The sequence below is a fragment of the Streptomyces sp. NPDC091280 genome (assembly GCF_044768565.1).
Taxonomy (GTDB): Bacteria; Actinomycetota; Actinomycetes; order Streptomycetales; family Streptomycetaceae; genus Streptomyces.
The window spans coordinates 361,416-381,500 of record NZ_JBIVUZ010000003.1 but is presented as its reverse complement, the minus strand read 5'-3'; the positions used below and the strand labels follow the sequence as shown (position 1 = coordinate 381,500).

Annotated in this window: 18 protein-coding genes; 12 read left to right on the top strand and 6 right to left on the bottom strand. The window is 72.1% G+C overall.

What is annotated here, in order from left to right:
• Positions 1-66 precede the first annotated feature (66 nt).
• From pdhA (ACIQPR_RS11760) to ACIQPR_RS11730, 7 genes are all read left to right on the top strand, one after another.
• Positions 67-1,203, top strand: coding sequence for a pyruvate dehydrogenase (acetyl-transferring) E1 component subunit alpha (pdhA, locus tag ACIQPR_RS11760; protein WP_403645670.1), 1,137 nt, complete (start codon positions 67-69; stop codon positions 1,201-1,203).
• Positions 1,200-2,204, top strand: coding sequence for an alpha-ketoacid dehydrogenase subunit beta (locus ACIQPR_RS11755; RefSeq protein WP_403645667.1), 1,005 nt, complete (start codon positions 1,200-1,202; stop codon positions 2,202-2,204). The genes pdhA (ACIQPR_RS11760) and ACIQPR_RS11755 overlap by 4 nt, the downstream gene beginning before the upstream one ends.
• Positions 2,204-3,556: a dihydrolipoamide acetyltransferase family protein gene (locus ACIQPR_RS11750; RefSeq protein WP_403645664.1), complete on the top strand. Its 1,353-nt coding sequence runs from the start codon at positions 2,204-2,206 to the stop codon at positions 3,554-3,556. The genes ACIQPR_RS11755 and ACIQPR_RS11750 overlap by 1 nt, the downstream gene beginning before the upstream one ends.
• Positions 3,557-3,610: 54 nt before the next feature.
• On the top strand, positions 3,611-4,540 hold the full coding sequence (locus tag ACIQPR_RS11745; protein WP_403645661.1) for an NTP transferase domain-containing protein: 930 nt from the start codon (positions 3,611-3,613) through the stop codon (positions 4,538-4,540).
• Positions 4,537-5,925: a molybdopterin molybdotransferase MoeA gene (locus ACIQPR_RS11740; RefSeq protein ID WP_403645658.1), complete on the top strand. Its 1,389-nt coding sequence runs from the start codon at positions 4,537-4,539 to the stop codon at positions 5,923-5,925. The genes ACIQPR_RS11745 and ACIQPR_RS11740 overlap by 4 nt, the downstream gene beginning before the upstream one ends.
• Positions 5,922-7,019, top strand: a complete 1,098-nt coding sequence (locus tag ACIQPR_RS11735; RefSeq protein WP_403645655.1) for a potassium channel family protein — start codon at positions 5,922-5,924, stop codon at positions 7,017-7,019. Before ACIQPR_RS11740 ends, ACIQPR_RS11735 begins: the two co-directional genes overlap by 4 nt.
• 98 nt (positions 7,020-7,117) lie before the next feature.
• Positions 7,118-8,098 carry an NAD(P)H-quinone oxidoreductase gene (locus tag ACIQPR_RS11730; RefSeq protein ID WP_403645652.1) on the top strand — a complete coding sequence of 327 codons (981 nt, stop codon included), beginning with the start codon at positions 7,118-7,120 and terminating at the stop codon, positions 8,096-8,098.
• 21 nt (positions 8,099-8,119) lie between these two features.
• Here ACIQPR_RS11730 and ACIQPR_RS11725 read toward each other — a convergent pair whose 3' ends face one another.
• The gene (locus ACIQPR_RS11725) at positions 8,120-8,749 is read right to left on the bottom strand and encodes a hypothetical protein (protein WP_403645649.1); all 630 of its coding nucleotides are present in this window, start codon (positions 8,747-8,749) and stop codon (positions 8,120-8,122) included.
• Positions 8,750-8,865: 116 nt separating this feature from the next.
• Here ACIQPR_RS11725 and ACIQPR_RS11720 point away from each other — a divergent pair, with 116 nt between their 5' ends.
• The gene (locus ACIQPR_RS11720) at positions 8,866-9,405 is read left to right on the top strand and encodes a bacterial proteasome activator family protein (RefSeq protein ID WP_019073519.1); all 540 of its coding nucleotides are present in this window, start codon (positions 8,866-8,868) and stop codon (positions 9,403-9,405) included.
• Positions 9,406-9,472: 67 nt separating this feature from the next.
• On the opposite strand, the gene ACIQPR_RS11715 is transcribed toward ACIQPR_RS11720, so the two are convergent.
• Positions 9,473-11,101, bottom strand: a complete 1,629-nt coding sequence (locus ACIQPR_RS11715) for a protein kinase (RefSeq protein WP_403645646.1) — start codon at positions 11,099-11,101, stop codon at positions 9,473-9,475.
• A gap of 322 nt (positions 11,102-11,423) precedes the next feature.
• On the opposite strand from ACIQPR_RS11715, the gene ACIQPR_RS11710 reads away from it, so the two are divergent.
• The gene (locus ACIQPR_RS11710) at positions 11,424-13,007 is read left to right on the top strand and encodes a protein kinase (protein WP_403645643.1); all 1,584 of its coding nucleotides are present in this window, start codon (positions 11,424-11,426) and stop codon (positions 13,005-13,007) included.
• Positions 13,008-13,143: 136 nt separating this feature from the next.
• On the opposite strand, the gene ACIQPR_RS11705 is transcribed toward ACIQPR_RS11710, so the two are convergent.
• The 3 genes from ACIQPR_RS11705 to ACIQPR_RS11695 form a co-directional block, all read right to left on the bottom strand.
• Complete coding sequence (locus ACIQPR_RS11705; RefSeq protein WP_403645640.1) at positions 13,144-14,175, bottom strand: phosphotransferase; 1,032 nt, start codon at positions 14,173-14,175, stop codon at positions 13,144-13,146.
• 86 nt (positions 14,176-14,261) lie between these two features.
• On the bottom strand, positions 14,262-14,663 hold the full coding sequence (locus ACIQPR_RS11700) for a pyridoxamine 5'-phosphate oxidase family protein (protein WP_403645637.1): 402 nt from the start codon (positions 14,661-14,663) through the stop codon (positions 14,262-14,264).
• A gap of 49 nt (positions 14,664-14,712) precedes the next feature.
• Entirely contained in the window at positions 14,713-15,375 is a 663-nt protein-coding gene (locus ACIQPR_RS11695; RefSeq protein ID WP_403645634.1) for a response regulator, read from the bottom strand.
• 321 nt (positions 15,376-15,696) lie between these two features.
• Between ACIQPR_RS11695 and pdhA (ACIQPR_RS11690) the strand changes: the two genes are divergently transcribed.
• From pdhA (ACIQPR_RS11690) to ACIQPR_RS11680, 3 genes are read left to right on the top strand one after another with little or no spacing between them, the layout of a single operon-like run.
• Positions 15,697-16,854 (top strand): pyruvate dehydrogenase (acetyl-transferring) E1 component subunit alpha, encoded by a 1,158-nt coding sequence (gene pdhA, locus ACIQPR_RS11690; protein ID WP_403645631.1) that lies wholly within the window; start codon positions 15,697-15,699, stop codon positions 16,852-16,854.
• A gap of 1 nt (position 16,855) precedes the next feature.
• Positions 16,856-17,848, top strand: coding sequence for an alpha-ketoacid dehydrogenase subunit beta (locus tag ACIQPR_RS11685; RefSeq protein WP_403645628.1), 993 nt, complete (start codon positions 16,856-16,858; stop codon positions 17,846-17,848).
• A 10-nt stretch (positions 17,849-17,858) separates the two neighbouring features.
• Positions 17,859-19,274: a dihydrolipoamide acetyltransferase family protein gene (locus tag ACIQPR_RS11680; protein WP_403645626.1), complete on the top strand. Its 1,416-nt coding sequence runs from the start codon at positions 17,859-17,861 to the stop codon at positions 19,272-19,274.
• Positions 19,275-19,494: 220 nt separating this feature from the next.
• Here the strand turns inward: ACIQPR_RS11680 and ACIQPR_RS11675 are convergent, their stop codons facing one another.
• A complete protein-coding gene (locus ACIQPR_RS11675) occupies positions 19,495-20,052 on the bottom strand; it encodes a hypothetical protein (protein ID WP_403645623.1) in 558 nt (185 codons plus the stop codon).
• Positions 20,053-20,085 lie beyond the last annotated feature (33 nt).

Below are 20,085 nucleotides of genomic sequence, written 5' to 3'. Positions count from 1 at the left end.
AATCGGTAGGGAGGCGCCGTACGTCCGAGGCGCCTCTCCGAGCCACTCCCCCGAGGAGGTGCCGTCATGACGGTCATGGAGCAGCGGGGCGCGTACCGGCCCACACCGCCGCCCGCCTGGCAGCCGCGCACGGACCCCGCGCCCCTGCTGCCCGACGCGGTGCCCTACCGCGTGCTCGGCACCGAGGCCGCCGCGCAGGCCGCCCCCGAGCTGCTGCGCCGCCTGTACGCCCAGCTGGTGTCGGGCCGCCGGTACAACGCGCAGGCCACCGCCCTCACCAAGCAGGGCCGGCTCGCCGTGTACCCCTCCACCACCGGCCAGGAGGCCTGCGAGGTCGCCGCCGCGCTGGTCCTCCAGGAGCAGGACTGGCTCTTCCCCAGCTACCGCGACACCCTCGCCGCCGTCGCCCGCGGCCTCGACCCCGTGCAGGCCCTCACCCTGCTGCGCGGCGACTGGCACACCGGCTACGACCCGCGCGAGCACCGCGTCGCCCCCCTGTCCACCCCGCTCGCCACCCAGCTGCCGCACGCCGTGGGCCTCGCCCACGCGGCCCGCCTCAAGGGCGACGACGTGGTCGCGCTCGCCATGGTCGGCGACGGCGGCACCAGCGAGGGCGACTTCCACGAGGCACTGAACTTCGCCGCCGTCTGGCAGGCCCCGGTCGTCTTCCTGGTCCAGAACAACGGCTTCGCGATCTCCGTCCCGCTCGCCAAGCAGACCGCGGCCCCCTCCCTGGCCCACAAGGCGGTCGGCTACGGCATGCCCGGCCGCCTGGTCGACGGCAACGACGCGGTCGCCGTGCACGAGGTCCTGGCCGACGCCGTACGGCACGCGCGCGAGGGCGGCGGTCCCACGCTCGTCGAGGCGATCACCTACCGCATCGAGGCCCACACCAACGCCGACGACGCGACCCGCTACCGGGGCGAGACCGAGGTCGAGGCCTGGCGCGCGCACGACCCGATCGCCCTCCTGGAGCGCGAGCTGACCGAGCGCGGGCTCATCGACGAGGACGGCATCAAGGCCGCGCACGAGGCCGCCGAGGCCATGGCGGCCGAACTGCGCGCGCACATGAACCAGGACCCGGCGCTCGACCCCATGGACCTGTTCGCCGACGTGTACGCCGAACCCACCCCCCAACTACGCGAACAGCGCGCACAGTTGGCGGCCGAGCTCGCGGCCGAGCGGGAGGGGACGCCCTCATGACCACCGTCGCCCTCAAACCCGCCACCATGGCCCAGGCCCTCACCCGCGCGCTCCGCGACGCGATGACGGAAGACCCCACCGTGCACGTCATGGGCGAGGACGTCGGCACCCTCGGCGGAGTCTTCCGGGTCACCGACGGCCTCGCGAAGGAGTTCGGCGAGGACCGCTGCACGGACACCCCCCTCGCCGAGGCCGGCATCCTCGGCACCGCCGTGGGCATGGCGATGTACGGCCTGCGCCCGGTCGTCGAGATGCAGTTCGACGCCTTCGCCTACCCGGCCTTCGAGCAGCTGATCAGCCACGTCTCCCGCATGCGCAACCGCACCCGCGGCGCCATGCCCCTCCCGATCACCGTCCGCGTCCCCTACGGCGGCGGCATCGGCGGCGTCGAGCACCACAGCGACTCCTCCGAGGCCTACTACATGGCGACCCCCGGCCTGCACGTCGTCACCCCCGCCACCGTCGCCGACGCCTACGGCCTGCTGCGCGCCGCCATCGCCTCCGACGACCCGGTCGTCTTCCTGGAGCCCAAGCGCCTGTACTGGTCGAAGGACACCTGGAACCCCGCCGAGCCCGCACCCGTGGAACCCATCGGACGCGCCGTGGTCCGCCGCCCCGGCAGCAGCGCGACCCTCATCACCTACGGCCCCTCCCTCCCCGTCTGCCTCGAAGCCGCCGAGGCCGCCCGGTCCGAGGGCTGGGACCTCGAAGTCGTCGACCTGCGCTCCCTGGTGCCCTTCGACGACGAGACGGTCTGCGCGTCCGTACGGCGCACCGGCCGCGCCCTCGTCGTGCACGAGTCCGGGGGCTACGGCGGCCCCGGCGGCGAGATCGCGGCCCGCGTCACCGAGCGCTGCTTCCACCACCTGGAGGCGCCGGTGCTGCGCGTCGCCGGGTTCGACATCCCGTATCCGCCGCCGATGCTGGAGCGCCACCATCTGCCCGGCGTCGACCGGATCCTGGACGCCGTGGGACGGCTGCAATGGGAGGCCGACAACTGATGGCACAGGTACTGGAGTTCAAGCTCCCCGACCTCGGCGAGGGCCTCACCGAGGCGGAGATCGTGCGCTGGCTGGTCCAGGTCGGCGACGTCGTCGCCGTCGACCAGCCGGTCGTCGAGGTCGAGACCGCCAAGGCGATGGTCGAGGTCCCGTGCCCCTACGGCGGTGTGGTCACCGCACGCTACGGCGAGGAAGGCACCGAACTCCCGGTCGGCGCCCCGCTGCTGACCGTCGCGGTGGGAGCACCGGCCGCGGGCGCCGACCCGGACACCGAGGGCTCGGGGAACGTCCTGGTGGGCTACGGCACCGGTGCGCCCCCCGCGCGGCGGCGCAGGGTACGCAGGATGGCGGCGGACGTCGTGACCTCGGTGGCGGACGCCCCCGCCATCGGGACCGGCGCCCGCCGCGACGGTCCCGTACCCGTGATCTCCCCCCTCGTACGGCGGCTCGCGCGCGAGAACGGCCTGGAACTGCGGGAGTTGACCGGTTCCGGGCGGGACGGGCTCATCCTGCGCGCGGACGTCGAGAAGGCGCTCCGCGCGGCGGCGACCCTGGAGGCGACCGCACAGGAGGCGACCCTCCTGCCCCCGGCGACGCTCCCCACCGCCCCGGCCGCGCTCCCCACCGCCCTGACCCCGGCACCGCCCACCGCCACGGCCGGCGGAGTCACCCGCACCCCCCTCCGAGGGATCCGGGGCGCTGTCGCCGACAAGCTCTCCCGCAGCCGCCGCGAGATCCCGGACGCGACCTGCTGGGTGGACGCCGACGCGACGGAGCTGATGCGCACCCGCGCGGCCATGAACGCCGTTGAGGGGCCCAGGATCTCCGTACTGGCCCTTCTCGCCCGGATCTGCACGGCCGCGCTGACCCGGTTCCCCGAGCTCAACTCCACTGTGGACACGACGGCCAGGGAGATCGTCCGCTTCGACCGGGTGCACCTCGGGTTCGCCGCGCAGACCGGGCGCGGGCTCGTCGTACCCGTCGTCCGGGACGCGGGCGCACGGGACGCCGAGGCGCTGAGCGCGGAGTTCGCCCGGCTCACCGAGGCGGCCCGGACCGGGACACTGACCCCCGCCGACCTCACCGGCGGCACCTTCACGCTCAACAACTACGGCGTGTTCGGCGTCGACGGCTCCACGCCGATCATCAACCACCCCGAGGCGGCCATGCTCGGCGTCGGCCGGATCGTCCCCAAACCGTGGGTCCACGAAGGGGAGTTGGCGGTCCGCCAGGTCGTGCAGCTCTCGCTCACCTTCGACCACCGGGTCTGCGACGGCGGCACGGCGGGCGGTTTCCTGCGGTATGTGGCGGACTGCGTGGAACAGCCCGCGGTACTGCTGCGCAACCTGTGATCACGGGAGCCCGGACAAGTTCCCTGTGATCGGGGCGGGACGCATACTCGGGGGGTGACCGCGTACGAGCCCCCCGACTCCGTGCCCGGCGACGCCTACGACGCCGTCGTGCTCGCCGGTGGCGGTGCCCGGCGGCTCGGCGGTGCCGACAAGCCCGGACTGCGCGTGGGCGGCCGGGCCCTGCTCGACCGGGTGCTCACCGCCTGCGCCGACGCCCGCACCACCGTCGTGGTCGCCGCCCCCCGGCCCACCCCCCGGCCGGTGCGCTGGGCCCGCGAGGACCCGCCCGGCGCGGGCCCGGTCGCCGCGCTCGCGGCGGGCCTGCGGCACACCACGGCCGACACCGTCGTGGCCCTCTCCGCCGACCTGCCGTTCCTCGAAACGGCAACCGTACGGCGGCTGTCGACCGCCCTGCGGACCGACGGCACCGACGGCGCGCTGCTCACCGACGCCGACGGCCGCGACCAGCCGCTCGTGGCCGCGTACCGCGCACCGGCCCTCCGCCGCGCGCTGACCGCGCTCGCCGAGGAGCACGGCGGCCTCACCGGGCTGCCCCTGCGCAGGCTGACCGCCGCGCTCGAACTCACCCGCGTCCCCGACCCCGTCGCGTCCTTCGACTGCGACACCTGGGACGACCTCGCCACCGCCAGGGCACGCATCAGGGAGCATGGGCACGTGTTGGATGAATGGATTTCCGCAGTCAAGGACGAACTGGGCATCGACCTGGACGTCGACACCGGCATCCTGCTCGACCTCGCCCGCGACGCCGCCCACGGAGTGGCCAGGCCCGCCGCCCCGCTGACCACCTTCCTGGTCGGCTACGCGGCGGCGCAGGCCAAGGGCGGCCCCGAGGCGGTCGCCGAGGCCGCCCGCAAGGCCGCCGCCCTCGCCCTGCGCTGGGCCGACGAGGACACTGCCGGGACCGTGCCCGGCACCCAGCCGGACGCCCCGTCCGACGCTCCGGGCCCGGACGCCGCCGGATGACCGCGCGCGGCACGCACACGCACCCCGGCGGGCCCGCCCAGGACATCGAGGACCTCGACGTCGAGGAGGTACTCGCCCTCGTGAACGAAGGCAGCACCGGCGGACCGCCCGAGCCCGCGCCGGCACCCCAGGGCCGCCCGCCCCGGGCCTCCGACGCACCCCGCACCCCGGACACCCGTCGGCACAAGGCCACCCCGTGGCCCGAGGCCAGGGCCGTCGCCGCGCGCGCCGTACGGTCCGGCGGCCACCGCGCCCCCGTCTCCGTGCCCCTCGACTCCGCCCTCGGCCTGGTCCTGGCCGCGCCCCTCGTCGCCCTGAGCGACCTGCCCTCGTTCGACACCTCCGCGATGGACGGCTGGGCGGTCGCCGGCCCCGGCCCCTGGGCCGTACGCGAGGAAGGCGTGCTCGCCGGGCACGCGGAGTCGGAGCCGCTCAGCGACGGCGAGGCCGTGCGGATCGCGACCGGCGCCCGGGTCCCCGCCGACACGACCGCCGTCATCCGCAGCGAACACGGCCGCACCGACGACAAGGGGCGGCTGCACGCGGCCCGGGACGTCGGACACGGCCAGGACATCCGCCCGCGCGGCCAGGAGTGCCGCAGCGGCGACCATCTGCTGCCCGCCGGCACCGTGGTGACCCCGGCGGTGCTCGGCCTCGCCGCAGCCGCGGGCTACGACACGCTCACCGCCGTACCCCGCCCCCGGGTCGAAGTCCTCATCCTGGGCGACGAGTTGCTCACCGAGGGGCTGCCCCACGACGGGCTCATCCGGGACGCCCTCGGCCCGATGCTGCCGTCCTGGCTGCGCGCGCTCGGCGCCGAGGTCATCGCGGTGCGCAGGCTCGGCGACGACGAGAAGGCGCTGCACAAGGCGATCACGGCCAGCGCCGCCGACCTCGTCGTCACCACCGGCGGCACCGCCTCCGGCCCGGTCGACCACGTCCACCCCACCCTGAACCGGCTCGGCGCCGAACTCCTCGTGGACGGCGTCAAGGTCCGCCCCGGCCACCCCATGCTGCTGGCCCGGATCAAGGACGACCAGCACCTCGTGGGCCTGCCGGGCAATCCCCTCGCCGCGATCTCCGGCCTGCTCACCCTCGCCGAACCGCTGCTGCGGACCCTGTCGGCACACCCCGCCGCCGAGCCGTACGCGCTGCCCCTCCAGGACGCGGTGCAGGGGCACCCGTACGACACCCGGCTCATCCCCGCCGTGCTGCGCGGGGACAGCGCCGTCCCGCTGCACTACAACGGCCCGGCCATGCTGCGCGGGATCGCGGCGGCCGACGCGCTCGCGGTCGTGCCGCCGGAGGGGGCGCGGCAGGGGCAGCGCGCGGAGCTCATCGATCTGCCGTGGGCGGTCGCCGGAATCGGGGTGTGTTTCACGTGAAACAACCGGGCCATGATGCGATCGCCCGCCAGGCGGACGAACATCTCGTGACCCATCGGGTGAAACTCCCGAAGAAAGTGGTCGAGCACCCCTTCCGGCAGGTCGCCAAACGGCTGTCCATCGCGCTGTTCCTGCTGGCCGTGACCGCGCTGATCGTCTATGCCGACCGGGACGGCTACAACGACAACTCGGACGGCTCGGTCGACTTCCTCGACGCGCTGTACTACGCCACGGTCACCCTCTCGACCACCGGCTACGGCGACATCACCCCGGTCAGCGACGGCGCCCGGCTCACCAACATCCTCGTCGTCACACCCCTGCGCGTGCTGTTCCTGATCGTCCTGGTCGGCACCACCCTGGAAGTCCTCACCGAACGCACCCGGGAGGAATGGCGTCTGAACCGCTGGAGGTCCGCGTTGCGGGATCACACCGTTGTCGTCGGCTTCGGCACGAAGGGGCGGTCGGCGATCCAGACCGTGTGCGCGACGGGGCTGAAGAAGGAACAGGTCGTCGTGGTCGACCCCAGCGCGAAGGCGATCGAGGCCGCGAGCAGCGACGGGTATGTGGGGGTCGTCGGGGACGCCACCCGCAGCGAGGTCCTCAAGCGCGCCGAGGTGCACAAGGCACGGCAGATCATCATCGCGACCCAGCGCGACGACACGGCCGTGCTGGTGACCCTGACCGCCCGGCAGCTCAACCGCGGCGCGAAGATCGTGGCCGCAGTCCGCGAGGAGGAGAACGCGCCGCTGCTCAAGCAGTCCGGCGCCGACGCCGTCATCACCAGCGCCAGCGCGGCCGGCCGGCTGCTCGGTCTGTCCGTGCTCAGCCCCGCCGCCGGCATGGTCATGGAGGACCTCATCCAGCAGGGCAGCGGGCTCGACATGACCGAGCGGCCCGTCATAAAGGCCGAGGTCGGCAAGACACCGCGCGAGACCGACGACCTGGTGGTGAGCGTCGTACGCGGGCACCGGGTGCTCGGCTACGACGACCCGGCCATCGGGACCCTTGAGCTGACGGACCGGCTCATCACCATCGTGCGGGTCTCGCCCGGCTCACAGGTCGCGCCCGACACCCGCCCGCTGCCCCGACCGTGACCCACTCCCGGCCGCTGCCCCGATGACCCGCCCCCGGCCGTCGTCGTGCCGTCCCACCTCCGGCGGTCGGCCCCACGACGAGGAGTAGCGTCGGGTTCATGCATGCGATCACGATTTCCGAACCTGGTGGGCCCGAGGCGCTGGTGTGGGACGAGGTCCCCGACCCGGTGGCCGGAGAGGGCGAGGTGCTGGTCGAGGTGGTGGCCGGCGCCGTCAACCGTGCCGACATCATGCAGCGCCAGGGTTTCTACGACCCGCCGCCCGGCGCCTCCCGCTACCCCGGGCTCGAATGCTCCGGCCGGATCGTCGCGGTCGGCCCCGGGGTCTCCGGATGGTCCATCGGCGACGAGGTGTGCGCGCTGCTCGCGGGCGGCGGCTACGCGCAGAAGGTCGCCGTACCGGCCGGACAGCTGCTGCCGCTGCCGCGGGGCATCGACCTCAAGCGGGCCGCCGCGCTGCCCGAGGTGGTCTGTACGGTCTGGTCGAACGTCTTCATGGTCGCCCACCTCCGCCCCGCCGAGACCCTGCTCGTGCACGGCGGCTCCAGCGGTATCGGCACCATGGCGATCCAGCTGGGCAAGGCGGTCGGCGCGAAGGTCGCCGTCACGGCCGGCACCAAGGAGAAACTGGACCACTGCGCCGAACTGGGCGCGGATGTCCTCATCAACTACCGCGAGCAGGACTTCGTCGCCGAGATCGAGCGGGCCACGGACGGCGCGGGCGCCGATGTCATCCTCGACAACATGGGCGCCAAGTACCTGGACCGCAATGTCCAGGCCCTCGCCGTCAACGGGCGGCTCGCGATCATCGGGATGCAGGGCGGCATCAAGGCGGAACTCAACATCGCCGCCCTCCTCGGCAAGCGGGCCGCGATCAGCGCGACCTCGCTGCGGGCCCGCCCGCTCGGCGAGAAGGCGGCCATCGTCGCCGCCGTACGCGAGCACGTGTGGCCGCTGATCGAGTCCGGTCAGGTCCGTCCGGTCGTCGACCGGGAGCTGCCGATGAGCGAGGCGGCGGCAGCGCACCAGGTGGTCGAGGACAGCGGGCACATCGGGAAGGTGCTGCTCGTCGCGCCGTAGGACGGACGGCAGCCGCGGGACCTAGCCGCGCCGTACCCGGAGACCGATGAAGGCGAGGCCCAGGCCGAGGCCGATGAGGATCAGGCCGCTGCCCAGCGGCAGGATCCGCAGCACGGGTCCGGTCGGGTCCTCGGCGTGGGCGACCGTCTGGTGCACGGGCCGGAGCGGTGGCGAGGACGGGGCGACCGCCGCTTCCTGCGCGGGGGACGCGGAGTCGGCGGGCGTCGGAACGGCCGAAGCGCCGTCGTTCTCGTCCGCCGCTTCCCCGTCGGCGCCTCCGTCCTCGACCTCCTCCGCGCTCGGCTGGGCCGTCCGCCCCGGCCGTTCCCGCCCCGCACCGGCCTCGCTGCCGGCGCGCGAGGGCTCGGCGGAGGCGCGAGCGGAGGCCTGATCGGGGGCCTGATCCGGGGCCTGTCCGTGGTGGTCGGGACCGGCGGCGGGTCTCAGCGCGTGAGCGGGAGCGGTGGCGGAGGCCGGGGCCGACGCCGAGGTCGGGGGAGGCGACGGGGTGTGGGCGGCGGCACCGGACGCGGGTGCACCCCCGGCGCCCCCCGCTTCCACGCCGTACGCCGGGACGCCCCCGTACGGATTCGCCGTCGTGCCCGTGCCCAGTACGAGCAGCAGTCCCGCGGTGCGCAGCCATCCAGTCACGGGACAAGCGTCACATCGGGCGGGTTTCCCGGCATTCCAGGTTCGGGCAAACGGTGGATCACCTTACGAGGGGGGCACCACGGTGGTGAGGTGTACAGGTGCGAGAGAATGGCGGCATGGAGATGCCGAGGAACGAAAGGTCACCGGAGAAGCCCCAGATCCTGGTCGTGGGCCAGGACGGGATGGCGCTCGGTGGCACCGGGGACGAGGACTCCCGCGAGATCCCGGTGACGGAGATGGTGGAACAGCCCGCCAAGGTCATGCGGATCGGCAGCATGATCAAGCAGCTCCTGGAGGAGGTGCGGGCCGCTCCTCTCGACGAGGCGAGCCGGGTGCGGCTCAAGGAGATCCACGCCAGCTCGGTCAAGGAGCTGGAGGACGGTCTGGCGCCGGAGCTGGTCGAGGAGCTGGAGCGGCTCTCGCTGCCGTTCACCGACACGGCGATCCCGAGCGACGCGGAACTCCGTATCGCGCAGGCCCAGTTGGTGGGCTGGCTGGAGGGACTCTTCCACGGGATCCAGACCACGCTGTTCGCCCAGCAGATGGCCGCGCGGGCGCAGCTGGAGCAGATGCGCCGGGCCCTGCCGCCGGGGGTCGGTGACGGCGGCGAGGAGGGCCAGCCGGGCGGCGGCCGGGTGGGCGGCCCCTACCTGTAGACCCCCGTACCTGTTCAAAGGGCCCGGCAGCCGTTGCTGCCGGGCCCTTCCGCGTGTCCTGGGTGGGTCAGGACGGGTTGCCCGTCGAGACGCCCAGCTGGATCTGGGGCATCTCCTTGGGGTCCACGTCCGTGCCGGCCGCCGGGAACTGGTCCATGACCGTGCCCTGGCCGTAGGTGTTCTCGTCCTCGTTCTTGACCTTCACCTTCCAGCCCGCGGCCTGGAGGCAGGACTTGACCGACGAGATGTACTTGAACTGGAAGTCCGGGACCTGGATCTTGCTGGGGTCGGTGTACGACTCCTCCGGCTCCGTGCACGCGGTCTTGTCGATCGTCTTCGTCGTGTCGCCGTCGCGGTGGCCCTCCACCGCCGTGGCCGAAGTGCTCGCGCTGGAGCCGCCGTCGCCGCTCCGGTCGTCCGAGCCGCTGCCGGCCGAGGCCAGGGCCGCGATCAGCGAGCCGATCGCGATGAGGGCGACCACGATCGCGCCGACGACCACCGGCTTGTTGCTCCGGCCGCCGCCCCCGGGCGCCGGCGTCGGGTGCTGCGGGTTCAGGTTGTACGGCGGCGGGGTCGAGATGCCCTGCTGCCCGAACCCGACCGAGGCCGGCGTCTGGTAGCCCGGCTGCTGCGGATAGCCGTAGGCGGGCGAGGGGGTGGGCGGCGGAGTGCCGCGGTACGGGCCCGGCTGGTACGGCGTCTGCACCGGGCCGGTGGGCGCCGGGGCCGCCTGGTCGACCGGCGGGAACACCGCGGAGCCGACGCCCGCGCCGCTCTGCGCGGGCGCGCCCGGCACGATGCTCGGGGCCGCCGCGTGCAGCGAGGACGCCACCCGCAGGCACTCCTCGCGCATGGACTCCGCGTTCGGGAAGCGCTCGTTCGGGTTCTTCTTCAGCGCGCGGGCGACCAGCGCGTCCACGGCCGGCGGCAGCGAACGGTTGATCGAGGAGGGCGCGACCGGCTCCTCCTGCACATGCGCGTACGCGATGGCCAGCGGCGAGTCCGCGTCGAACGGCAGCCGCCCGGTGACCAGTTGGAACAGCATGATGCCGACCGAGTACAGGTCGCTGCGCGCGTCCACGCCCCGGCCGAGCGCCTGCTCCGGGGAGAGGTACTGCGGGGTGCCGACGACCATGCCGGTCTGGGTCATCGAGGTGACCCCGGACTGCATGGCGCGGGCGATGCCGAAGTCCATGACCTTCACGACACCGCGCTTGGTCATCATCACGTTGCCCGGCTTGATGTCCCGGTGGACCAGGCCCATCTCGTGGCTGATGTCCAGCGCCGCCAGGACGTCCGCGGTGATCTTCAGCGCCTTGTCGGCGGGCATCGCGCCGAACTGCCGTACGTCCTCGTCGAGTACGGAGCCCAGCGGGCGGCCCTCGACGTACTCCATGACGATGTACGGCATCGTCGAGCCGTCGAGGACGTCCTCACCGGTGTCGAAGACGGAGACGATGTTGGTGTGCGTGAGCTTGGCCACGGCCTGGGCCTCGCGGCGGAAGCGCTCACGGAAGGCCTGTTCACGGCCGAGTTCGGTGTGGAGTGTCTTGATCGCGACCTGGCGGTCGAGGACGGCGTCGTAGGCGAGGTGCACCGAGGCCATGCCGCCCTCGCCGAGCAGGTCGCGCAGCTGGTAGCGGCCACCCGCCAGCGCGCGGCCCGTATACCGGCCGTGTGGGCCCTCCTGGCTCATGTTTCCGTGTCCCCCATCGGCGCCGGCTCAGTGATCGAATGTGCCATTCCCGGCCAAGTCTGCCGGAGGGCACTGACACGTCAAGCGCGGTGCCCGATCCGTGACCGTACGCGAAAGAAGAGTCGTGGAAGCGTTACAGGTGCTGTACCGGCGGTACACAGAATTTGCACCACGGCCCGTGGTACCGATTTGATGACCGGTCCGTCCACGGACGATTCCGGCACTGATCCCGGAACGACGGCTTGCGCCGAGCCTGTAGCGTGGCCGACGGAGACCGTGACAACACCGCGCGCACCGCGGGCAGAAACGACGGCGAGGACTGATGGCACAGCAGCACGCTCAGGGCCCGTCCGACCCCGAGGCGGCTGGCGGCGGAATGTCGGACGCACCGGAACTGTGGGGCAACGGCGGACTGGTCGGCGACGGCCGCTACCGGCTCACCCACAGACTGGGCCGGGGCGGTATGGCCGAGGTTTTCGCGGCCGAGGACGTCCGGCTCGGGCGCACGGTCGCCGTCAAGCTGCTCCGCTCCGACCTGGCCGAGGACCCGACCTCCAAGGCCCGCTTCACGCGCGAGGCCCAGTCCGTGGCGGGGCTCAACCACCACGCGATCGTCGCCGTGTACGACTCCGGCGAGGACACGGTGTCCACGGGCGGCTACGGCGCGGGCGGCGCCCAGTCCGTGCCCTACATCGTCATGGAGATCGTCGAGGGGCGCACGATCCGCGATCTGCTCCTCAACGCCGAGGCGCCCGGACCCGAGCAGGCCCTGATCATCGTCTCCGGGGTCCTGGAGGCGCTCGCCTACTCGCACCAGCACGGCATCGTGCACCGCGACATCAAGCCCGCGAACGTGATCATCACGCACAACGGCGCCGTCAAGGTCATGGACTTCGGCATCGCGCGCGCCCTGCACGGGGCGTCCACGACGATGACGCAGACCGGCATGGTCATGGGCACGCCCCAGTACCTCTCCCCGGAGCAGGCGCTCGGCAAGGCCGTCGACCACCGCTCCGACCTGTACGCGACGGGCTGCCTGCTGTACGAACTCCTCGCGCTGCGGCCCCCGTTCACCGGCGAGACCCCGCTGTCGGTGGTCTACCAGCACGTCCAGGACATCCCGGTCCCGCCGTCCCAGACCTCGAACGGCGTCTGCCCGCCGGAGCTCGACGGCCTCGTCATGCGCTCACTGGCCAAGGACCCGGACGACCGCTTCCAGACGGCCGAGGAGATGCGCGGGCTGGTCCAGTACGGCCTCCAGATGCTCTACGACCAGGGCGGCCACACCGGCACCTGGAACACCGGCCCGGTGACCGTGGCCAACGCGCAGGGAACCCCTCCGGGGGGCTTCGCCGGCACGACCGTGATGCCCCAGGGCGACCCCTCCGGCACCGCGCAGATCCCGCAGCCGATCCTGCCGGGCGGCTACGGCAACGGCGACGACGGCGGCTTCGAGGGGCACGGCAACCGCGGCAGCGGCCGGGGCAAGCTGTGGATCCTGGCCGTGCTCGCGGTGATCGCCATCGCGGCGGGCGTGGCGCTGGCCATGAACACCACCGGCAACGGCAGCGGCGGCTCGGGCACCTCGCAGTCGCCCACGACCTCGCAGTCCGCGACCGACGACACGGCCACCGAGACGCCGAGCGACGAGGCGTCGGCCACGCCCTCGGACACGCAGACGGACGACAGCGGCACGAGCTCCGGCTCGGGCTACACACCGTCGCGGACGCCCTCGTACACGCCGTCCGAGACGGCCACCGAGCAGCCGTCGAGCACCCCGTCCGCGACGGTCTCCGAGGAGCCTTCGGACACCCCGTCCGCGCCGACCTCGTCGGACCCGGCGACCACGGGCGACCCCGGTGACGACGGCGGTACCGGCACCGTCGCGGGCGCCCTGGGCGGCTGACCCGCACGCATCGCGACACGCGCGCGTGTGCCCCGTTGGCAGGGGTCCACGCGCGCGTGCCGTTTTCGGCGGTCCTCAGGGAGGCCGTTCTCAAGGGGCCGCCGTCATCAGGCGGCGCACTCCGTGAAGGCCGTCTTCAGGCGGCGCACTCCATGAAGGCCCCGCACACCGCGTCGTACTCCCGGGTCCACCACACGGCGAGCGCCGAGGCCGCCGGGAACTGGGGGTCCGCGCGGGTGTCGCCGCGCTCGTAGTGCCAGCGCAGCATCCAGAAGTCGTTGAGCCGCTCCCACCACACCCGGTGCACGGCGGCGGCGAGTTCGCCGGGGGTGGCGCCCGCGGCCCGCCGGTACGCGCGCGCGTACGCCCGCACCTTGGGCAGGTCGAGCGCCCCGTCGGGCCGTACGAAGAAGATCGCGGCGGCGCGTACGGCCTCCTCCGCGCGGGGCTGCACGCCGAGCCGGTCCCAGTCGACGATCGCGGCGGGGGCGTCGCCCTTGTAGAGCAGGTTGAACGGGTGGAAGTCCCCGTGCACCCAGCCCACGGAACCCCCGTGCGGCGGGCGCCGGTCCGTGTGCCGCTCCAGCAGTTCCCGCCGCTCCAGCAGCCGGTGGCGGGCCAGTTCGTCGAAGGCGTCGGCGGGCCGGTGCCTGCGGACGTGTCCGAGCAGGTCGTCGATGAGGGCGAAGGTGTCGGCGGGGTCGGCGCCCGGCGGGCACTCCCCGCGCTGTCCCGGCATCACCCGCTCCAGGCTCGCGTGCACGACCCCCAGCAGCGCGCCGAGGCGTCCGCACTGGAGGGTGGTCAGCTGGCCGCCGTGGCGGTGGCGGCCGTCGATCCAGGGGTGCAGGGCGTAGGTGCGACCGCCCACGACGGCGACCGTACGGCCGTCGCGGTCCGGCAGCGGCGGGGCGACGGGGACACCGAGGTCGGCCAGCCGACGGGTCGCCGCGTGCTGGCGGGCGATGGCCGCCGGGTCGGCGGTCTCGGGGTCGAAGTGGTGCTTGAGGAAGTAGTGGCCCCGGGTGGTGCGGAGCCGGTAGCCGCGGTTGAGGAGGCCCTGTTCGACGGGTTCGCAGGTGACGGCGGACCCGGCGGAGTACCGGCTCAGGAGGGCGCGCAACGGGGGCGCATGGGGCGCGGGGGGTGGTACACATAAAGGCGGCACGCGGCCGATGCTAGGGCACGGGACGGGCCTGTGAACTGCGGTTTGTCACAGAAAGTCACCGCTCGGTCTTCGGTGGTCGCTTTCGGTCACAGGGTGGGCCCGAAGCGCCGTTCCAGACCGCCGTCCACCGCGTGCACGGCGCCGAACCGCGGTTCGATGCGCAGGTACACCATCGCGTCCCGGGCCGGGCCGAAGCGGGCGACCTGGTCCGCCGTCGGCTCGTAGCGCTCGCAGGTGCCGATCACCTGCACGGACCACAGGTCCTCGCCCGGTCCCGCCGAGTCCAGGTTGTCGGCCCCGTAGGCGACGACACTGCCCACGCACGCGTGGTGGTGGCCGTGGCTCCGGGGCATGCGCAGCAGCAGCCCGCCGTCCTGGACGATGTGCCCGGCGAGGGCCAGGAAGGGCAGCGCCCGCAGCGTGGTGGCCACCCTGCCCCGGTCGGTGCGGGAGAGCAGGGCGATGGCCGGCTGTGCGTCCTCGGACATGTGACCACTGTCGGCGCGTCAGCGGCCCCGGGGGAGAGGTCTTTGGTCCCTAATGCCGCTGCCGCTCGGCCTGTCTGCGCGCCACGAACGCCGCCGCCTGCGACCGCCGCTCCATGCCGAGCTTGGAGAGCAGGCTCGACACGTAGTTCTTGATGGTCTTCTCCGCGAGGTGCAGCCGCTCGCCGATCGCCCGGTTGGTGAGCCCCTCCCCGATCAGATCGAGGATCCTGCGCTCCTGGTCGGTCAGCCCCTCGAACCCGTCGTCCGGAGCGGCCCCGCCGTTGCGCAGCCGCTCCAGCACCCGGGCGGTCGCCACCGGGTCCAGCAGCGACCTCCCGGCCGCCACGTCCCGTACGGCGCTCAGCAGTTCGTTCCCCCGGATGGCCTTCAGGACGTACCCGGAGGCGCCCGCCATGATCGCGTCGAACAGGGCCTCGTCGTCCGCGAACGAGGTCAGCATCAGGCAGCGCACCGAGTCGTCCCGCGCGCGGATCTCCCGGCACACCTCGACCCCGCTGCCGTCCGGGAGCCGTACGTCCAGGATCGCGACGTCCGGGCGCACGGCCGGGATCCGCACCAGCGCGTCGGCCGCCGTGCCGGCCTCGCCGACCACCTCGATGTCGTCCTCCACGGAGAGCAACTCATGGACACCTCTGCGTACCACTTCGTGGTCATCGAGAAGAAATACGCTGATTTTTCCGTCTCTGTGCACTCGGCAAGTCTCACACGCGACCTCTTCCCGTGCCCGAGGTGACCGGGATAACGTGCCGTTGTTCCGGCCCCCTGCAAGGCTGTGACCAGGACTTGTTCCCGACTTTGCCGATTTACTTGGAAATCCAAGCAAAATCGCAGGTCAGGAGGGGTTTCACAGAATTGTGGACCACTGGGTAACGTGCCTGTTGCAGGGCGCTCGCCGGGGCACCTGTCACGCCTGCTCCCGACGAACCGCACCCACCCTGTGCGTCCGTGGGGCGCAGGTGAGCCGCACTGGCACCCGGCGAACCCGGGGAGCCGGACCGACGGAGGAGCACACGTGACCGTGGAGAGCACTGCCACGCGCAAGCCGCGACGCAGCGCCGGAAGCAAGGCCAAGGGCGCCGACCCGGACCTCGTCCAGCTGCTGACGCCCGAGGGCAAGCGAGTCAAGAACGCGAGGACCGCCCCGTACGACAAGTACGTCGCCGGCATCACCCCCGACGAGCTCCGCGGCCTGTACCGCGACATGGTGCTCACCCGCCGCTTCGACGCCGAGGCCACCGCCCTCCAGCGCCAGGGCGAACTGGGCCTGTGGGCCTCGCTGCTCGGCCAGGAGGCCGCCCAGATCGGCTCCGGGCGGGCCACCCGGGAGGACGACTACGTCTTCCCCACCTACCGCGAGCACGGCGTCGCCTGGTGCCGGGGCGTCGACCCGACCAACCTGCTGGGCATGTTCCGGGGCGTCAACCACGGCGGCTGGGACCCCACCGTCAACAACTTCCACCTCTACACGATCGTCATCGGCTCGCAGACGCTGCACGCCACCGGCTACGCGATGGGCGTGACCATGGACGGCGCCGACAGCGCCGTCGTCGCGTACTTCGGGGACGGCGCCTCCAGCCAGGGCGACGTCGCCGAGTCGTTCACCTTCTCCGCGGTCTACAACGCCCCGGTCGTGTTCTTCTGCCAGAACAACCAGTGGGCCATCTCCGAGCCCACCGAGAAGCAGACCCGCGTCCCGCTCTACCAGCGCGCGCAGGGCTACGGCTTCCCGGGCGTCCGCGTCGACGGCAACGACGTGCTGGCCTGTCTCGCGGTCACCAAGTGGGCGCTGGAGCGGGCCCGCGGCGGTGAGGGCCCCACGCTCGTCGAGGCGTACACCTACCGCATGGGCGCGCACACCACCTCCGACGACCCGACGAAGTACCGGGCCGACGAGGAGCGCGAGTCCTGGGAGGCGAAGGACCCGATCCTGCGGCTGCGCCGGTATCTGGAGGCCGCAAACCACGCGGACGAGGGATTTTTCGCGGAACTCGAAACCGAGTCCGAGGCGTTGGGCAGGCGAGTACGCGAAGCGGTCCGTGCCATGCCGGACCCGGACCGGTTCGCACTCTTCGAGCACGTGTACGCGGACGGGCACGCGCTCGTCGACGAGGAGAGGGCCCAGTTCGCCGCCTACCAGGCGTCGTTCGCGGACGAAGAAGGGGGTAAGTGACATGGCGCAGACCGCGACTTCCAAGAACCTGCCGCTGGCCAAGGCGATCAACGAATCGCTGCGCACCGCCCTGGAGTCCGACCCCAAGGTCCTCATCATGGGCGAGGACGTCGGCAAGCTCGGCGGCGTCTTCCGTGTCACGGACGGCCTCCAGAAGGACTTCGGCGAGAGCAGGGTGGTCGACACCCCGCTCGCCGAGTCGGGCATCGTCGGCTCCGCCATCGGCCTCGCGCTCCGCGGCTACCGCCCGGTCGTGGAGATCCAGTTCGACGGCTTCGTCTTCCCGGCCTACGACCAGATCGTCACCCAGCTCGCCAAGATGCACGCCCGCTCCCTGGGCAAGGTCAAGCTCCCGATCGTCGTCCGCATCCCCTACGGCGGCGGGATCGGCGCGGTCGAACACCACTCGGAGTCCCCCGAGTCCCTGTTCGCCCACGTGGCCGGCCTGAAGATCGTCAGCCCGTCGAACGCGTCGGACGCCTACTGGATGATGCAGCAGGCCATCCAGAGCGACGACCCGGTGATCTTCTTCGAACCGAAGCGGCGCTACTGGGACAAGGCCGACGTCAACACGGAGGCCATCCCCGGCCCGCTCCACAAGGCCCGCGTGGTCCGCGAGGGCACGGATCTCACCCTCGCCGCCTACGGCCCGATGGTGAAGCTCTGCCAGGAGGTCGCCGACGCGGCGGCCGAGGAGGGCAAGTCGCTGGAGGTCCTGGACCTGCGCTCGGTGTCCCCGCTGGACTTCGACGCGATCCAGACCTCGGTCGAGAAGACCCGCCGCCTGGTCGTGGTCCACGAGGCGCCGGTGTTCTTCGGCTCCGGCGCCGAGATCGCGGCCCGCATCACCGAGCGTTGCTTCTACCACCTGGAGGCGCCGGTCCTCAGGGTCGGCGGCTATCACGCCCCCTACCCGCCGGCCCGCCTGGAGGAGGAGTACCTGCCGAGCCTGGACCGGGTGCTCGACGCCGTCGACCGCGCTCTGGCGTACTGAGGAGAGGGTCGTGACGACGATGACTGAAGCGGAAGCGTCCGTACGCGAGTTCAAGATGCCGGACGTGGGTGAGGGCCTCACCGAGGCCGAGATCCTCAAGTGGTACGTCCAGCCCGGCGACACCGTCACCGACGGCCAGGTCGTCTGCGAGGTGGAGACCGCGAAGGCGGCCGTGGAACTTCCCATCCCCTACGACGGCGTGGTCCACGAACTCCGCTTCCCCGAAGGGACGACGGTGGCGGTGGGCACCTCCATCATCGCGGTCGCGGTGGGCGGTGGCGCCGCGGCTCCCGAGGAGACCCCGGCCGCTCCCGTCCAGCAGGAGGCCAAGCCCGCGGCCCGCACCCCGGTGCTGGTGGGCTACGGCGTCTCCACGTCCGCGACGAAGCGCCGCCCCCGCAAGGGCCAGGAGGTCCCGGCCCAGGAGACACCGGCGGCAGCGGCGGCCGTACAGGCGGAACTGAACGGCCACGCGCCGACGCCGGCGTCCCCGCCCCGCCCCCTCGCCAAGCCGCCGGTGCGCAAGCTGGCGAAGGACCTGGGCGTCGACCTGGCGACGGTGACCGCGTCGGGCCCGGACGGCGTCATCACCCGCGAGGACGTGCACGCGGCGGTGACACCGGTGACGCCCCCCGAGGTCCAGCCGACCCAGCCTCCCGCGACTCCCGCGACTCCCGCGATTCCCGTGACCGCCGTGCCGACGACGACGTACGACACGGCTCGGGAGACCCGCGTCCCGGTCAAGGGCGTCCGCAAGGCGACGGCGGCGGCGATGGTCGGCTCGGCGTTCTCGGCACCGCATGTCACGGAGTTCGTGACGGTGGATGTGACGCGCACGATGAAGCTGGTCGAGGAACTGAAGCGGTCCGACGCGTACGGGATGCAGGGCCTGCGGATCAACCCGCTCCTGCTGATCGCGAAGGCTCTGCTGGTGGCCGTCAAGCGCAACCCGGACATCAACGCGTCCTGGGACGAGGCGGCTCAGGAGATCGTCCTCAAGCACTACGTGAACCTCGGTATCGCGGCGGCGACCCCGCGCGGCCTGATCGTGCCGAACATCAAGGACGCCCACGCGAAGACGCTGCCGCAACTGGCCGAGTCGCTGAGCGAGTTGGTGTCGACGGCCCGGGAAGGCAAGACGTCCCCGGCGGCGATGCAGGGCGGCACGGTGACCATCACCAATGTCGGGGTCTTCGGCATCGACACCGGCACGCCGATCCTCAATCCCGGTGAGTCCGCGATCCTCGCGGTCGGCACGATCAAGCTCCAGCCGTGGGTCCACAAGGGCAAGGTGAAGCCCCGCCAGGTCACGACCCTGGCCCTGTCCTTCGACCACCGTCTGGTGGACGGGGAGTTGGGCTCGAAGGTGCTGGCGGACGTGGCGGCGATCCTGGAACAGCCGAAGAGACTGATCACCTGGGGGTAGCCGACGGAGCCGCGCGTCTCCGCGAACCGGGGCCGCGCGGCTCGACTCGGCGATGGCGAGGGCGTGACTGGGCTCGTCCCGGGGTGTCGTCGGCCGGCTGTCCGGCGTAGGCGCGGATCACCTGGTCCAACTCGCCTTAGCGGCGGTCGTGTTCGGGGTAGGTGGCGGTGAGGGTGCGCGTGGATCGATCGCTCTCGGTCTTCGGCCTCGGTCTTCGGCCTCAGTCTTCGTCGAAGGCCCAGAAAACTCCCACTTCGGAGTCCGACACCACGACGAGGCCACAGTCGGTGGTGAAGTCGGAGAAGCAGTTCCATTCAGTATCGGGGTTCAGTAGATCAGCGGCCGGGTCGGTTCGCGCGTCGGCCGCATTGGTGTAGTAGGCGGCCTCCTGTCCGAACCGGGACAGGATTTCCTCGGCGCAACCGAAAAGCCGATCCTTGCGGTTCTCGAAATCCGGGATGTTCGCGGCCTGATAGTGCTGCCCTTGCAGGGCGACGAGCAGCTGGGTCGCAGATTTATTTCCCACCGCGTAGAGAAGCGTATCGAATTCATCGAGGCGCAGATCTGCGAAAGGTTTCACTTCGGTATTCCGGGAACCCGACGTCGGCGGCGGGCAGTTGAGGGATCCCCACTTCCGCGGGTCGGTGACCTTCAGCGACATGACGGCCTGGACATCGCGGCGCCAGTCCTCGTGGTCTCGGGGTCCCGCTGCCGCGAAGGTGAACGCTCCGCCGAGGAGTTCCAGCAGGGCTGATTTCCAAGATGTGGAATCGATCACCGATGTCCTTCCATGGGGCTGCCTCAGGTCAGC

Bases quoted from the DNA above. Each gene is read 5' to 3' on its own strand.
- ACIQPR_RS11720 (WP_019073519.1), top strand. From the start codon at position 8,866: ATGGAGATGCCGAGGAACGAAAGGTCACCGGAGAAGCCCCAGATCCTG.
- ACIQPR_RS11730 (WP_403645652.1), top strand. From the start codon at position 7,118: ATGCATGCGATCACGATTTCCGAACCTGGTGGGCCCGAGGCGCTGGTG.
- ACIQPR_RS11755 (WP_403645667.1), top strand. From the start codon at position 1,200: ATGACCACCGTCGCCCTCAAACCCGCCACCATGGCCCAGGCCCTCACC.
- ACIQPR_RS11740 (WP_403645658.1), top strand. From the start codon at position 4,537: ATGACCGCGCGCGGCACGCACACGCACCCCGGCGGGCCCGCCCAGGAC.
- ACIQPR_RS11685 (WP_403645628.1), top strand. From the start codon at position 16,856: ATGGCGCAGACCGCGACTTCCAAGAACCTGCCGCTGGCCAAGGCGATC.
- pdhA (WP_403645670.1), top strand. From the start codon at position 67: ATGACGGTCATGGAGCAGCGGGGCGCGTACCGGCCCACACCGCCGCCC.
- ACIQPR_RS11700 (WP_403645637.1), bottom strand. From the start codon at position 14,663: ATGTCCGAGGACGCACAGCCGGCCATCGCCCTGCTCTCCCGCACCGAC.
- ACIQPR_RS11715 (WP_403645646.1), bottom strand. From the start codon at position 11,101: ATGAGCCAGGAGGGCCCACACGGCCGGTATACGGGCCGCGCGCTGGCG.
- ACIQPR_RS11710 (WP_403645643.1), top strand. From the start codon at position 11,424: ATGGCACAGCAGCACGCTCAGGGCCCGTCCGACCCCGAGGCGGCTGGC.
- ACIQPR_RS11750 (WP_403645664.1), top strand. From the start codon at position 2,204: ATGGCACAGGTACTGGAGTTCAAGCTCCCCGACCTCGGCGAGGGCCTC.